Here is a 14,748-nt window from a genome sequence, read left to right as displayed (position 1 = left end):
GCAGGGGAGGCAGGGGAGGTAGGGGGAGCGAGGAGAGTTGGGAATGACTGATAACTGATGACTGATAACTCCTAACTGATAACTGATGACTGATAACTGATGACTGATAACTACTGATAACTGATTTTACGCTGTGATCCACATCACTTTAGGGCGTGAGATTAATCGATATTTCCTATTATAAATATCACTAATTTAAAACTCATTTTAGGAGTTAATTAATGTTAAGATTCTGTTAAGTTCAACAGGAGCAAATTATGAATACCCTCCATCCCTTTCCCCTTCCTGATCCAGACAATAGCTCCGTTTCCCCCCTAGCTGTTTTAAGTGGAGAATTGATTCATATTATTTATCCCAACGGCAAAGTAGAAATGACTACCGCCAAAAATATTGAGAAAAACCCAACGGAACACAATCTTGAAACCTGTGTAGTTTGGGGTCGATTTGAAGAATTTTAAGGGCTATTTAAAATACCAGACCCCTAGGGAATTATCTGCTAAATTGTTAATCCAAAACCCTGAATTAAAGCAAATTAAGGCGATGCTTCCTGGTTGTTAGCGATCGCCCTATTATTGCTCAACTTAACTGAGCGCAACCCCTATGAATCCAATCGGTGTTTTCGCCCAAAAAATCGAGTCCAGGATTAAATATCCTGTTCACTCAATTCGCGAATTAAATGATCAAAAGGTTGTTCTAAATAATCTCCCGTGGGCAAACCAGCGGCAGCAACCTGTTGGGTGACCAAGGCTTTCAGAATCCCGATCCCGAAAACAGTAGGGCCAACGGGAACGCTCAACGAATTGTAAGTTTCGCGTAAACCTTGCAGCACCCGTTCATCCAAAACATCCATATCCCCAGCCACCAGAGCATAGGTTGCATAGCGCAGGTAGTAACCCATATCGCGTAAGCAAGCAGCATACCGACGGGTGGTGTAGGCATTTCCCCCGGGACGAATCAACTCGGGAACTTCCTCGAACAAAGCCAAAGCAGCCTGTTTAACCAAATCAGCCGCATTGGAGTTAATCACCCCAGCCGCTTGAACTCTGACTGTGCCGGTTGCAAAATAGGACTTGAGTTGATCGAGGGCGTCCCGATCCAAATACCGACCGGTTCTGTCGTAATTTTTTATTAAGCTGGTAACGGCGTCTTGCATGAAGTCTATCTCCCTTATAATATCTTTCAATTATTCTGAAGTCGCGACGTGTTGTATTGTAACACTCAATACAAAACTTAATCAATCTGAGTCACTATGATCAGCCAGATGCTTTGTCAGTCCAACTGCCAAACTTGTCAGAGATAATCCAGAAGATTTTTGAGGAGATATTCATCCATGCCAGAGACAGCCCAAGAGGTCTTATCGTTAATCGAAGACCAAAAGATTCAAATGATTGACTTGAAATTCGTGGATATGCTAGGAACCTGGCAGCATCTAACGGTACATAACAGCCAAATCGATGAATCCTCCTTTACAGACGGCGTACCGTTTGATGGTTCCAGTATTCGCGGTTGGAAGGCCATCAACGAATCTGATATGTCCATGGTGCTAGATCCAAAAACAGCTTGGATTGATCCCTTCATGGCAGAACCGACTCTGAGCATTATTTGTAGTATTCAAGAACCCCGTACCGGAGAACCCTACAGTCGTTGTCCCCGGGTGATTGCCCAAAAAGCCATTGATTATTTAGTTTCGACCGGAATTGGGGATACAGCATTCTTTGGCCCGGAAGCGGAATTCTTCATTTTTGATGATGTTCGCTACGACCAAACTCAACATTGTGGCTATTACTATGTCGATTCCGTTGAAGGTCGTTGGAACTCTGGACGGGAAGAACCCGGTGGTAACTTAGCCTACAAACCGGGCTACAAAGAAGGCTATTTCCCCGTAGCTCCCACGGATACGTTCCAAGATATCCGTACCGAAATGCTATTAACCATGGCAAATTGTGGAGTTCCCATTGAAAAACATCACCATGAAGTGGCTACCGGTGGACAGTGCGAACTCGGTTTCAAATTCGGAACCCTGATTGAAGCCGCCGACAACTTGATGATCTACAAATATGTAATCAAAAACGTCGGTAAAAAATACGGCCGCACTGTCACCTTCATGCCTAAACCCGTGTTTGCGGATAACGGCTCTGGGATGCACACCCACCAATCCATTTGGAAAGATGGTCAACCCCTGTTTGCTGGCGATAAATACGCAGGCTTCAGCGACATGGGGCTGTGGTACATCGGTGGAATTCTCAAACACGCTCCGGCGTTGTTGGCCTTGACCAACCCCAGTACCAACTCCTACAAACGTTTAGTTCCTGGCTATGAAGCTCCGGTGAACTTAGCCTACTCTCAAGGGAACCGTTCAGCCTCTGTACGGATTCCTCTGTCGGGAAATAACCCCAAAGCCAAACGTTTAGAGTTCCGGTGTCCTGATGCCACCGCTAACCCCTATATGGCCTTTGCAGCGATGCTCTGTGCCGGGATTGATGGGATTAAAAACCAAATCGATCCGGGTGAACCCTTGGATGTGGATATCTACGATCTCAGTCCTGAAGAACTGCGGAAGATTCCTTCCACCCCAGGTTCTTTGGAATTAGCCTTGGAAGCCTTGGAACAGGATCACGCTTTCTTAACTGAACCCGGTGTGTTCACGGAAGACTTTATCGCTAACTGGATTTCCTACAAACTCGATAACGAAGTTAACCCCACCCGTTTACGTCCGACTCCCTACGAGTTTGCTCTCTACTACGACTGTTAATTTTTGTTAAATCCGTTTATCGGAATTAACGAAAAGCCCCACGCTGACTCGATGGGTTGGCGTGGGGTAAATTATGATCTAGGTTGTTGACACTCCCCACAGCTAAAACCTGGGGGATTCTTGGTTCAGTGATCCAACTTGCTAATATTAGGTATGACTACCAATAACAGATGGGTTCTAACCGATGACTCAACCAACTGACTCCCACAATTCTCCGTCTACGGGTGGCGGTTTGCCCGTACTGCAATATTGGGCAGAAAAAAGTCTATCCCCTCAAGGGTTAAAAATCTGGGAAAAGTTGAATCATAAAAGTAGTTGTTTATCCTGTGCCTGGGGGACGGGGGGACAAAAGGGCGGTTTTGTCAATGAAGATGGAGAATATTTACAACGTTGTGCGAAAAGTGTAGAAGCGATCGCCGCCGAGTTACAAGCAGGCATTAAAGCGGATTTTTTTCAACACTTTACTATTCAAGAATTACAACAATTAGACTCTCAACAATGCGATAGTTTAGGCCGGTTAAGCTATCCGATTATTTTAAGAAAAAACAGTTATTATTATGAACGAATTAGTTGGGAAGAAGTTTATAAAATAGCCGAAAAAGACTTTAAAAAAAGCCCGGAAAGAATAGCCAGTTATAGCTCAGGGCGATCCTCAAATGAAGCTGCTTTTCTCTTGCAATTAATGATGAGGGCATTAGGGAGTAATAACTTAGCCGATTGTTCCGATTTGTGTCATGCCCCTTCTACGGTAGGTTTAAAAGAAGTTTTTGGCAGTGGTACATCCATGGTCAGCCTGGAAAGTCTGAAGGAGTCCGATTGTGTGGTTTTAGTGGGTTCAAATGCCCCTGCTAATCATCCCCGGTTAATGAATGAATTAATTAAAATTCGGGATAAAAATGGTATAATTATTATTATTAATCCTCAAATCGAAATCGGGTTAGTTAAATTTGCATCCCCTGCCTTTCCGATTAAATCCTTACTCAAAGGCGGCTCGGATATTTCTACCCTTTATTTACAACCGATTCCTGGTAGTGATGTGGCGGTATTTGTGGGGATTCAAAAATCCTTAATCGAACAAAATTTAATTGATTTTGAATATTTAAACCATCATACCGACGGCTGGCAAGAAGTCATTCAACAGGCTAAAAATACGACTTGGCAAACCATTACCCAAACCTGCGGTTTATCCCCAGAAGAAATCGAAGAAGTCGCCTATACCATTGGAAAATCAAGTAAAGTTGTCTTTGCTTGGGCGATGGGAATTACTCACCATACCAACGGAGTTGATAATGTTAAAAGTATTGCTAATACTGCTTTAATTACGGGGAATGCCGGGAAATTAGGAGCGGGGACAATGCCAATTCGCGGACATTCTAATGTGCAAGGTTTTGGCTCCATGGGAGTTACAATTCGATTAAGTGAAGCCATCAAACAAGGCTTAAAGCAACTTTTAGGACAAAATGTTACCGAAACTAAAGGTTATTCTGCCCGGGGTTTAATTACGGCTGCATTGGAAAAAAAAATTGATACGTTATTTTGTTTAGGGGGAAATTTATATGCAGCTAATCCCGATTTAACCGAGACAAAACAGGCTTTATCTAATATTGAAACGATATTTTATGTTGCCACAAAACCAAATTTAGGTCATTTTCACGGTTTAGCTCAGGAAAATACTATTATTCTTCCTGTATTTAATCGGTTTGAAAATCCTCACCGCACAACGACCGAATCCGGTAATAATTTTGTGCGTTTAAATGAAGTTGGGACAACTCATCTTAACTCCCCCGAAGCCGATTTAATTTCAGAAGTTGAATTAATTACAGAAATTGCTCATCGCCTACTGGGAGAAAATCCCATTGATTGGAAACGTTTACAAGATACCCAGTATATTCGAGAGTTAATTTCTAAAACTATTCCCGGTTACGCTAAAATCGCTGAAATTGACCAATCTCAAACGGAATTTACCATTGAGGGGCGTATTTTTAACCAACCTCATTTTGCCACAGCTAACGGTAAAGCTCAAATGACTATTACCCCATTACCGAAATTAACAATTCCCAATAAAGAATTTTTTGGAGTGAAAGAAGATACTCCCGGTTTAGTATTAATTTTAGGCACCGGTCGAGGTTACGGACAACATAATACTGTTGTTTATAATTCTGCCGACAAATATCGAGGAATCCCTCACCGTCACTGTATTTTAATGAATATTGAAGATATAAAAAATGCGGGTTTTCAACCCCATCAACGGGTAAAAGTGCGGGGCGATGCGGGGGAATTAGACCCTATTGAAATTATTGCGGGTAATATTTTACCGGGTGCAGCATTTATGTTTTATCCTGAAGCTAATATTTTATTTAAAGCAGAAATTGATCCTTTAGCAGAAACCCCTGCTTATAAGAGAGTCCCTATTTTTGTTTATGCAATATCTTGATCAGATGAAGAAATTGTGCGTTGGTTTTTTGCTTCCCAGTAGAATAGGAATAAAACAATAGTGGGGATGATTAACAAAATATTAATAATACACTCATTGATAACGGCAATTAAAAAGTGTTCATCTTTTCCCAGTATTAAAAGTGGTAGATAGAGAATTAAAGAGACTATGACAATGGCTATTAAGATCCCAATAAACGTTACAATTATTGTTCCTAAAATATGCCATCTTTTTCCTTGGGTCAATTGTGAACTCAGTTTTCTCGCACTTTTCCCGGCTACACCTTCTAACACGACAACAGCATCAATTAATGCAAAACGTAAGGCTATAATTATACCGGGAATCACGAAAAAAATAAACCCAGGCAACATAATTAATGCAGCACCAATACGAGTGCCTAATACTTTAAAACTCCTCCGTGCAGCATAAGTCATCGATTCTTGATAGGTTACAGATAACCCTTGTTTGAGTTGAGAAACTGCATAAAGAATTGCACCAACATAGAGAGGCTCAAAGGCTAATTGGATTGCATTGGATACCCTATATTCCTGCATGAATATCCTAAGCTCATCTCCTCCAGATGTCTCGGGAAAAACATATAAACGTAAATAAACTAATAAAATTGATCCAGGTAACCAAACTGTCAATACAATGGAACTTAATAGGATAAAATTGGCACTGAGTAAGCCCATTGCTTCGCGGATCTTATTAATCATATCAGTAATAATTACTGGCTAAATTGACTTTGTATAGCAGGGAACAGGGGGAAGACTTCACCGTTAGTTTTACTGGGTCAGTCTTTATTATAAGCCTGAGTGCCGTGATTGCTATACCTCTTAAAATTCTATCTTTAACGACTGGCATGAATTCCCCTTTCTTTTAATTTGTCCATAAAAAATTCTTCTAAGGTTAATCGGGCTAAATTTAGACTCAAGAGTTGAGCATCCATTTCTTTTAATACGACAAAAAACGCTTCTGGATCACCCTTGAGATGTCCTTCCCAATAATCTTGATCGATTTCTAAATTCGATATCCAATTTTGTAAAATATTGACATCTCCTCCTTTTCCTTTAACAATATAGGTTTGAGTAGTTCCCAATAAATCATCCAACGAACCCATACTAATCAGTTCTCCTTCTGCTAAAATAGCAATGCGATCGCAAATTTTTTCCACATCGGATAAAACATGACTATTAAAAAAAACCGTTCTATTTTGTGCTTTTAAAGATAAGATAATTTCTCGAATTTGATACCGTCCCATCGGGTCAAGTCCTGACATCGGTTCATCTAAAAATACCACTTCTGGATCATTAATTAAAGCCTGCGCCATGCCCACCCGTTGTAACATTCCCTTAGAATATTGACGCATTTGTTTTTTAATCGCGGCAGATTTAGCTAATCCGACTAAATCTAATAATTGGGGGATGCGTTGACGCTGAACAGATTTCGGAATTTGAAACAGTCCGGCGGCAAATTCTAAAAATTCCCATCCGGTGAGATGATCATAAAAATAGGGATTTTCTGGTAAATAGCCTACTCGCTGTTTAATGTGGCGATCGCCAATCGGTTTACCTAATAAGATAGCCGATCCTGATGTTGGGCGAACAATGCCTAATAAGGTTTTTAATAATGTGGTTTTCCCTGCCCCATTTTGTCCTAATAAACCAAAGGTTTCTCCCGCATGAATGCTTAATGTACAACTTTTTAAGGATTCAATCTTTTGATTCATCCAAAAACCCGTGCGATAAAATTTTCCCAAATTCTGGGTTTCCACAACGGGGTTTAACGAAGACATTGAAGCTGAATCTTTGACCTCGATAGCCGAATTCATAAGCGTTAAGGATCAAGTACAATATTTAAGCGGTTATATTCTATTTTAATACAACAATCAATAGTAGTAGAAGAAATTCTTAGTAAGCGCTTTAGGGCTATTCTGAGGGCTAAAGCCCTCACTACGAGGTAAAATCTTTTTGCCCATTGCCCTGTTACTGAGCAAAGTCGAAGTATTGCCCTGTTACTGAGCGAAGTCGAAGTATTGCCCATTCCCTGCTTTTTTGTGGTTTAATTAAGATCAAATTTCCTCAAAACTAGAGTATCTTGACAGAGGCAAAGTTTACCACTCCGTGATCTTGAACCCCTTCTTCAATAAGAATCCGTCTCCCAATCCAACCGAGAATCCCCGTTTCACCGGTTGGTCATTACAGGATCGTGATCCCGACTATATCCGATTCTTAATGCCGTTTTTGGGTTGGTTTTATGACCATTATTTTCAAGTCCAAACCTCCGGTTGGGAGAATCTCCCGCCTCAAAACAAAATGTTATTGGTGGGTTCCCATAATGGGGGTTTAGCCGCACCGGATATGTTTATGGGCCTGTACGCTTGGTATCAGCGTTTCGGAAATGAACGATTACTCTATGGACTCATGCACCCCAAGGTTTGGCAGGTCGCTCCAGAAGTCGCGACATCGGCGGTGCGTTGTGGAGCCGTTATCGCCCATCCCCGCATGGGTATGGCAGCCTTGCGACAGGATGCGACGGTTTTGGTCTATCCGGGGGGCGGTGAGGATGTATTTCGGCCCCATGCGTTACGCAACCAAATTTATTTCGCTGGTCGCAAAGGGTTTATTAAGTTAGCCCTGCGGGAGAAAGCCCCCATTGTTCCGGTGATTTCATCGGGTGCCCACGATACCCTAATTGTGTTGACAGATATTTACGACTGGGTAAAACAACTCCATCAGTTAGGAATGCCCTGGTTATTAGGTCTTGACCCAGAGGTGTTTCCGATTTATTTGGGATTACCTTGGGGTGTGGGAATTGGGCCTTTACCTAATTTTCCCCTTCCCGCTAAAATCAAGATTCACATTTGTCCAGCGATTGAGTTTGAACGCTATGGACGGGACGCCGCCAATGACCGGGAGTATGTAGATATTTGTTATCAACAAGTGAAAACAGCAATGCAACAGGAACTGGATGATTTAGTTATCCAATAAATTCTAATTACACCGGACGTAACTCTTAAACTGATAACGGGTACGGGCGGGTTATTTTAGATTTTTGTTCATTACCCAAATCTTGATGAACCCTCCCCTACAATTGACACAGCACTACGCATTACAGTTAGGAGACGCGCCAGAGACGCGCCATGGCACGTCTGTACTAAATCCAGTAAGCTCATTCCCTATTCCCTATTCCCTATTCCCTATTCCCTATTCCCTATTCCCTGTTCCCTGTTCCCTACCCCTATAATAGATTATTGCGATAAACAACGCAGGATTTTAGGAAGTTTCATTGTGAAGGTAGACCCTTTTCCCAACTCACTCGTAACCGATAAATCTCCTCCCATCATTTGGCATAATTTTTGAGTAATAGTTAACCCTAAACCCGTACCTCCATAACGACGAGTTGTAGTTTCATCTGCTTGAGTAAAGGGACTAAAAACCGTTGCTAACTGTTTGGGACTCATGCCAATTCCAGTATCTATCACCTGAAAAATAATCACCGTTGAACAACTTTTTGGAACATCAGGAAGACAACAAGCACTATTAACAAATTCTTCATTCACCGTGATCAATTCCGGCTCTAGCATCGAATCTATATTTAGATTAACCGCGTCTTCTCCTTCTTGCCAAACTTTTAGGATTATTTTTCCCTTTTCTGTGAATTTGCAGGCATTACTCAGGAGATTTAATAAACATTGACGAACTTTAGTTAAGTCAGTGTGCATAAAATCAACACTTTCTGCTACCTCTATGATAAACTGATCGGAATTCTTATCTGCCGCCGGATTAACCGTAGTTTCCACTTCCCACAGTAAGGTAGAAACTTTGAAAGTTTCTAAATGAAAATTCATCCGACCTGCTTCAATTTTAGAGAAATCTAAAATTTCGCTAATCAAAGTTAATAAATGTTGTCCCGCCACATGAATATTTTTTAAATCGATTACAAATTCATCTTGATTTAAAACTTGAGCATCTTCAATTAATAATTCACTATAACCTAAAATAGCATTTAAAGGAGTCCTAAGTTCATGGCTCATATTCGCTAAAAACAAACTTTTAGCATGGTTAGCAGTTTCGGCGGCTTCCTTCGCCATCTTTAATTCTTCGGCCTGTTGACGCTCCGTAATATCATTAGCCATCATCAATAAACAACCAATTCCCCCTAAATCAATTAATTCAATAGACACCAACCAATTTCTAATAATTCCTGATTTTTGGCGAATTTTTAACTCAATATTACCAATTTGATTCTGGCTTTTTAATTGTTTTTTAAGTTGCAGATGTTGTTGAGAATCAACCCACAGATTCAGTTGTTCTGGGGTGTGATTTAGTACCTGCTCTCGCTCCCAACCAATTTGACGTAAAAAACTATCATTAACATCTAAAAATAGTTCATCTACCAGAGTCATAATACTAATTCCAATCGGACTAGCACTAAAGGTTTTTGAGAATCTTTCTTCACTAGCCCGTAAAGCAATTTCTGCCTTTTTCCGGTCTGTAATATCTTGAATTGTGCTAGTAATATGACTTCCGGTAATTACCGCCTGTTCAAAAACAATCCGCTCCTCACCGGAGGCTAATTTTAACCGATAATCAATACAATAAGGTTTTTGCTGAAATAAGGCTTGATCAAGGTAACTTTGGACATAAGTGCGGTCTTCAGGATGAACAAATTCCAAAAATTGGGGAAAACTTGGTTTCACATATTTAGCCGTTGTGTCCAAAATCCGATAGAGTTCATCCGACCAAAATAATTCATAGCTGCTAATTTTCAGATCCCAATGACCCAACTTAGCAATCCGTTGAGCATTTGCTAAACTGGTTTCACTATTTCTGAGGCGAGTTTCCGCCTGTTGACGTTCTGTAACCGTGGCGGCTAAAACTAAACCCGTAATTGCCATAATCAGAATAAAGGCTTGTAGAGAAAAAATTTGAGGGGTATCCGTACTGCGACTAATAAATGGCCCACTCCCGCGCACCACTCCCCAAACCGCAAAACTAGCCGTAATCAAATGACCAATGGCCGTTCCCCGTTGACCAAATCGCAAGGAAGCCCAAACAAAAAACGGAAAGGGCAGATATTCCAGGGGAAAACCAATAAATGCCGACCGAGTTCGAGAACAAAATACAAACCAATTTAAGCCTAATAACAGCAACAACCAAACCCCAACTTCTAACTGACGTAACCAAGAATTCCCAGGAGAGCGTTCAGAAAGACGTAATCTAGTTGTACCCAGGGATAAACTTTGGGACAGGGCGTTAAGAAAAGACCAGACCGGGGAGGTAGGAGTTTGACAGCGATAATAATACCGTTGAAATTCGCTACCCCAGGTTAATAATACCGGGGTGAGAACTAATACCCCCGTAGCACTTCCTAACCACCCAGCAATCCAAATTTGGGTAAAATCTTCCCAAGGTAGCCAACCACTCAAACAAGCTGTGAGGATAGTAAGAGTGGGATTAATCAGCGTAGCAATCATTCCCCCTACAATAATTAGTCCCAGAACATCTTTGAGGTGTTTGAGTTGGGGAGAAAAGTCAATGCGATGGAGTAATTTACTAACTAAACAGGCTTGTAACGTCACACCACAACTAGACAATACCCCAATAAACAGAGGCATTTGGTCAGTGGCAATTAGGGAAAAAAACGCCCCCAGGGTAATTGCTGGCCAATATTGATAACCACACAACAGAATAATTCCTTGGGCGACTCCCGCATTCGGCCAGAATAGGGCTTGGGTGGAACCCAAGATTAAATATTCAACCGTCACCTTGCCAACTATCCAGTAGAATACTGCTATCAAACTAACTGCAACTAAGTATCGGCTACTTTTGACCTGAGAGCGTTCAAGGAATTTCATTTTGGTTGTAAGTAAGCTGATTATAAATATTCGTGGTAGAGATTATTTTTGATCACCACTTAAATCTTAATTTCTGTATATAATTAACGCAGATTTTCCGTAAATACACTGATTGTTTGAGAAAATCCAGTTATTTAAAAACTACGGTATCTATATTCCATCCTAAATGCTCCCTGCATCATTTCAATTTTAACAGATATAATCGGAGAAATATACCAATAGTTCACTCGTGAAATTAGACGCTTTTCTTGATTTAATTACTCTGGGATCAGAATTCATCATTCATGGTTGGAGGTTGGGCGGGGATAGAAGCAATAATCGCATCAATCACCTTACTCACCGGAATAATTTGTAACCCTAAATCCGCCGGACTCTGACCTTTAGGGATAATCGCCCGTTTAAATCCCAGTTTTGCCGCCTCCCTTAACCGTAGTTCCAATTGAGACACCGGGCGCACCTGTCCCCCTAAACCGATTTCCCCAATTAAAATCGTCCGAGGGTCAACTACCCGGTCACGGAAACTAGCAACAATCGCAATCGCTATCCCCAAGTCCGCCGCCGGTTCTTCGACCTTTAACCCCCCCACCGACGCCACATAAGCATCCAATTTAGATAGGGGAATCCCCACCCGTTTTTCTAAAACCGCTAAAATTTGTAATAATCGACTACTATCTACCCCAGTTGTCGCCCGTCGCGCTGAACCGTAACTAGCCGGACTAACTAAAGCCTGAATTTCCACCACAATCGGCCGAGTTCCTTCTAGGGCTACCACCGTTGAGGTTCCCGGGGAAAAGTCATCTCGATTACCTAAAAATAATTCCGAGGGATTAGAAACTTCTTTTAATCCATGGGCGACCATTTCAAACACCCCGATTTCATGGGTGGCGCCAAAACGGTTTTTCATCGAACGTAATAAGCGATGGGAAGCAAAGCGATCGCCTTCAAAATATAATACCGTATCGACTAAATGTTCTAAAACCCGCGGCCCAGCAATGCCCCCATCTTTGGTAACGTGACCGACAATTAACAGGGTAATATTTTCCCGTTTAGCTACTTGCATTAACGCCGACGTACATTCCCGCACCTGCGCCACCGAACCCGGTGCAGAGGTGAGACTGGAGAAAAAAACCGTCTGAATACTATCAATTACTGCTAACTGCGGTTTCAGGGATTCTAACTCTCTTAAAATTACTTCTAAATCGGTTTCAGGGAGTAAATATAAATCTTGTTCCTGATGAGAAATCCTCGCAGATTCCGGCTTAGTGGTTGTGTTTTCGCCGTTTTCTGCGGATGTTGGTTGTTTGGGTTGATGATTTTTCAGTTGTTCGGTAAAGGGGTCAGTGGGGGTTGGGGGATGTTGACTGCCATTTTCGGGTTTAGTTTCCGGTGTAGTTTCGGTTTCGAGCTCCTCACCAACGCCTAAACGTTGCGATCGCAATTTTACCTGTTGTCCCGATTCCTCCGCCGACACATACAAGACCCGATTGGTGTAGGACAAAAGATTAGCCACCTGTAATAATAGGGTAGACTTGCCAATCCCGGGTTCCCCCCCAATTAAAACCAAAGACCCGGGTACAATTCCACCCCCCAAAACCCGATCTAACTCTCCATAACCCGATGGCATTCGAGATTGGGATTGATCGGAAATTTGGGATAATAGAAAAGAAGCACGGGGTTGTCCCGGTTTAGTTACTTCGGCCAGACCCTCGGGGTTTTCTCCCTGGAGGTGACTCCAACTAAAGCGTTGGGAAGGCGTAGGCGCGGGTTGTTCAATTTGTTCTTCTAGGGAATTCCAGGCATGACAAGCGGAGCATCGGCCAAAATATTGAGGAAATTCGGCTCCACATTCGTGACAAACATAAAGGGTACGAGACTTTGCCATGTCATCAGTTATCAGTTATCAGTAATCAGTTATCAGTATAATCAGTAATCAGTAATCCGTAATCCGTGTAAGAGTTGTTAGGGTTTTTTAGTTTTTTCAGCTATTGGTGGCTGATCATTCTTTTCTTTACTAATAACTGATAACTGATTACCGATATTAGTGGCTGGTCTTACTATTGTTTGATCAAAACTGTAACTTAATCTAACTAAGGGAGTGTTGAAATCCATTGGAAAATCATAAAGAAAAAATTTTGGTTGTCGATGATGAGGCTAGTATCCGCCGGATTTTGGAAACTCGCCTTTCCATGATTGGTTACGATGTCGTAACCGCAGCCGATGGAGAAGAAGCCCTAGAGACCTTCCGCAAAACCAATCCTGATTTAGTGGTTTTGGATGTGATGATGCCCAAATTAGACGGGTATGGCGTCTGTCAGGAGTTACGCAAGGAATCCGATATTCCTATTATCATGTTAACAGCCTTGGGGGACGTGGCGGATCGGATTACGGGTTTAGAGTTAGGGGCGGATGATTATGTGGTTAAACCCTTTTCTCCCAAGGAGCTTGAAGCTAGAATTCGCTCCGTATTACGTCGGATTGACAAAAATGGAACTTCGGGTATTCCTAGTTCTGGTGTCATTCAGGTTAGCAATATTAGGATTGATACGAACAAGCGACAGGTTTACAAGGGAGATGAACGCATCCGCTTAACGGGGATGGAATTTAGTTTATTAGAACTCTTAGTCAGTCGTTCTGGTGAACCTTTTTCCCGTTCTGAAATTTTACAAGAAGTTTGGGGATATACTCCAGAACGTCACGTCGATACCCGGGTGGTAGATGTTCATATTTCTCGCCTCCGGGCGAAGTTAGAAGATGATCCGAGTAATCCCGAATTAATCTTAACCGCACGGGGAACAGGATATCTATTCCAAAGGATTATTGAACCCGGAGAAGTCGGCTAAAAACCGGATTCTGATCCCCCTAAATCCCCCTGAAAAAAGGGGGACTTTAATTTTAAAATTCCCCATTCGTAATTCGTAATTCGTAATTCGTAATTCCCTACTATACTTTCATGGCAAAATCCGATCGCAATCAAATATTAAGATTACTCCCTATTTTTGCAGGTAGTTTGGGCGGGATATTACTCCTAATAAATCGGCTCCTAACCCCCGAATTATTCAACTCTCAAGCCCGTTCCGATGCCTTGGGGGTGATTTTAAGTGCGGTGTTGATTTTAACGGGGTTATTGTGGCAACAAATTCAACCCAAATCACCGGATGCTGTGGATTTAATCGGAGAACAAGGGTTTGAATTAAAACCGGATTTACCCCAATTAGTTCAAGCGGAATTAGCTTGGGCTTCTCATTTATTATTAACCAATACCGTCACCCGTTCTGTTGTGGTTTATTATCAGGGGGAAGTGTTATTAAGGCGAGGAGTATTAGGAAATAGTTCTCAGGTTAAACCCGGGCCAATTTTACAACGGGTGATAGACAAACAGAAACCCATTTATTTAGTGAATTTAGCCTTATATCCGGGTAGAATTGAATTTGATTATTTACCCGAAAATACCCAGGGCGTGATTTGTCAACCTCTCGGTGATGAGGGGGTTTTAATTCTGGGCGCTAATGCTCCTCGGAGTTATACCCAACAGGATGAAAATTGGGTCGCGGGGATAGGAGATAAGTTAACTTATACATTATCTAATCTTCTCAATCAATCTTCAATTCTCACCTGATGGCGGAGTTATTCAATCGCACACAAAAATAAAACCGATATCGGTCTATTTTAAGATAATATTATCAACAATTCTGGATAATCAAA

The 14,748-nt window shown here is 41.8% G+C and carries 11 protein-coding genes; 6 read left to right on the top strand and 5 right to left on the bottom strand.

All coding sequences use genetic code 11. The features are described from left to right. Positions 1-257: 257 nt before the first annotated feature. Positions 258-458, top strand: a complete 201-nt coding sequence (locus tag PL9631_RS10965; RefSeq protein WP_083620171.1) for a hypothetical protein — start codon at positions 258-260, stop codon at positions 456-458. Between the two features lie 185 nt (positions 459-643). Here the strand turns inward: PL9631_RS10965 and apcB are convergent, their stop codons facing one another. Next, positions 644-1,153 (bottom strand): allophycocyanin subunit beta, encoded by a 510-nt coding sequence (apcB, locus tag PL9631_RS10960; protein ID WP_083620168.1) that lies wholly within the window; start codon positions 1,151-1,153, stop codon positions 644-646. Between the two features lie 177 nt (positions 1,154-1,330). Between apcB and glnA the strand changes: the two genes are divergently transcribed. Further along, the gene (gene glnA / locus PL9631_RS10955) at positions 1,331-2,752 is read left to right on the top strand and encodes a type I glutamate--ammonia ligase (protein WP_083620166.1); all 1,422 of its coding nucleotides are present in this window, start codon (positions 1,331-1,333) and stop codon (positions 2,750-2,752) included. 184 nt (positions 2,753-2,936) lie between these two features. After that, positions 2,937-5,186, top strand: coding sequence for an FdhF/YdeP family oxidoreductase (locus tag PL9631_RS10950; protein WP_083620163.1), 2,250 nt, complete (start codon positions 2,937-2,939; stop codon positions 5,184-5,186). On the opposite strand, the gene PL9631_RS10945 is transcribed toward PL9631_RS10950, so the two are convergent. Together PL9631_RS10945 and PL9631_RS10940 are read right to left on the bottom strand one after the other, a co-directional pair. After that, positions 5,171-5,902 carry a hypothetical protein gene (locus tag PL9631_RS10945; protein ID WP_156090519.1) on the bottom strand — a complete coding sequence of 244 codons (732 nt, stop codon included), beginning with the start codon at positions 5,900-5,902 and terminating at the stop codon, positions 5,171-5,173. The two genes, PL9631_RS10950 and PL9631_RS10945, sit on opposite strands and share 16 nt — an antisense overlap. A gap of 134 nt (positions 5,903-6,036) precedes the next feature. After that, positions 6,037-6,981 (bottom strand): ABC transporter ATP-binding protein, encoded by a 945-nt coding sequence (locus PL9631_RS10940; protein ID WP_407947580.1) that lies wholly within the window; start codon positions 6,979-6,981, stop codon positions 6,037-6,039. A gap of 334 nt (positions 6,982-7,315) precedes the next feature. On the opposite strand from PL9631_RS10940, the gene PL9631_RS10935 reads away from it, so the two are divergent. Then, positions 7,316-8,176, top strand: a complete 861-nt coding sequence (locus PL9631_RS10935) for a lysophospholipid acyltransferase family protein (RefSeq protein WP_083620253.1) — start codon at positions 7,316-7,318, stop codon at positions 8,174-8,176. Positions 8,177-8,436: 260 nt separating this feature from the next. Here the strand turns inward: PL9631_RS10935 and PL9631_RS10930 are convergent, their stop codons facing one another. Together PL9631_RS10930 and radA are read right to left on the bottom strand one after the other, a co-directional pair. Continuing rightward, complete coding sequence (locus PL9631_RS10930; RefSeq protein ID WP_083620155.1) at positions 8,437-11,046, bottom strand: sensor histidine kinase; 2,610 nt, start codon at positions 11,044-11,046, stop codon at positions 8,437-8,439. A 268-nt stretch (positions 11,047-11,314) separates the two neighbouring features. Next, complete coding sequence (radA, locus tag PL9631_RS10925; RefSeq protein ID WP_083620153.1) at positions 11,315-12,928, bottom strand: DNA repair protein RadA; 1,614 nt, start codon at positions 12,926-12,928, stop codon at positions 11,315-11,317. A gap of 226 nt (positions 12,929-13,154) precedes the next feature. On the opposite strand from radA, the gene rpaB reads away from it, so the two are divergent. After that, entirely contained in the window at positions 13,155-13,886 is a 732-nt protein-coding gene (gene rpaB / locus PL9631_RS10920; RefSeq protein WP_026785605.1) for a response regulator transcription factor RpaB, read from the top strand. A 110-nt stretch (positions 13,887-13,996) separates the two neighbouring features. Further along, positions 13,997-14,662, top strand: a complete 666-nt coding sequence (locus PL9631_RS10915; protein WP_083620150.1) for a cofactor assembly of complex C subunit B — start codon at positions 13,997-13,999, stop codon at positions 14,660-14,662. Positions 14,663-14,748 lie beyond the last annotated feature (86 nt).

It is taken from the genome of Planktothrix paucivesiculata PCC 9631 (genome assembly GCF_900009265.2).
GTDB classification, from domain to species: domain Bacteria; phylum Cyanobacteriota; class Cyanobacteriia; order Cyanobacteriales; family Microcoleaceae; genus Planktothrix; species Planktothrix paucivesiculata.
This window is presented reverse-complemented; position numbering and strand designations above follow the sequence as displayed.

What these genes read in the sequence shown, in the direction of transcription:
- PL9631_RS10965 (WP_083620171.1), top strand. Translation starts at nt 258, where the DNA reads ATGAATACCCTCCATCCCTTTCCCCTTCCTGATCCAGACAATAGCTCC.
- apcB (WP_083620168.1), bottom strand. Translation starts at nt 1,153, where the DNA reads ATGCAAGACGCCGTTACCAGCTTAATAAAAAATTACGACAGAACCGGT.
- glnA (WP_083620166.1), top strand. Translation starts at nt 1,331, where the DNA reads ATGCCAGAGACAGCCCAAGAGGTCTTATCGTTAATCGAAGACCAAAAG.
- PL9631_RS10950 (WP_083620163.1), top strand. Translation starts at nt 2,937, where the DNA reads ATGACTCAACCAACTGACTCCCACAATTCTCCGTCTACGGGTGGCGGT.
- PL9631_RS10945 (WP_156090519.1), bottom strand. Translation starts at nt 5,902, where the DNA reads ATGATTAATAAGATCCGCGAAGCAATGGGCTTACTCAGTGCCAATTTT.
- PL9631_RS10940 (WP_407947580.1), bottom strand. Translation starts at nt 6,981, where the DNA reads ATGTCTTCGTTAAACCCCGTTGTGGAAACCCAGAATTTGGGAAAATTT.
- PL9631_RS10930 (WP_083620155.1), bottom strand. Translation starts at nt 11,046, where the DNA reads ATGAAATTCCTTGAACGCTCTCAGGTCAAAAGTAGCCGATACTTAGTT.
- radA (WP_083620153.1), bottom strand. Translation starts at nt 12,928, where the DNA reads ATGGCAAAGTCTCGTACCCTTTATGTTTGTCACGAATGTGGAGCCGAA.
- PL9631_RS10915 (WP_083620150.1), top strand. Translation starts at nt 13,997, where the DNA reads ATGGCAAAATCCGATCGCAATCAAATATTAAGATTACTCCCTATTTTT.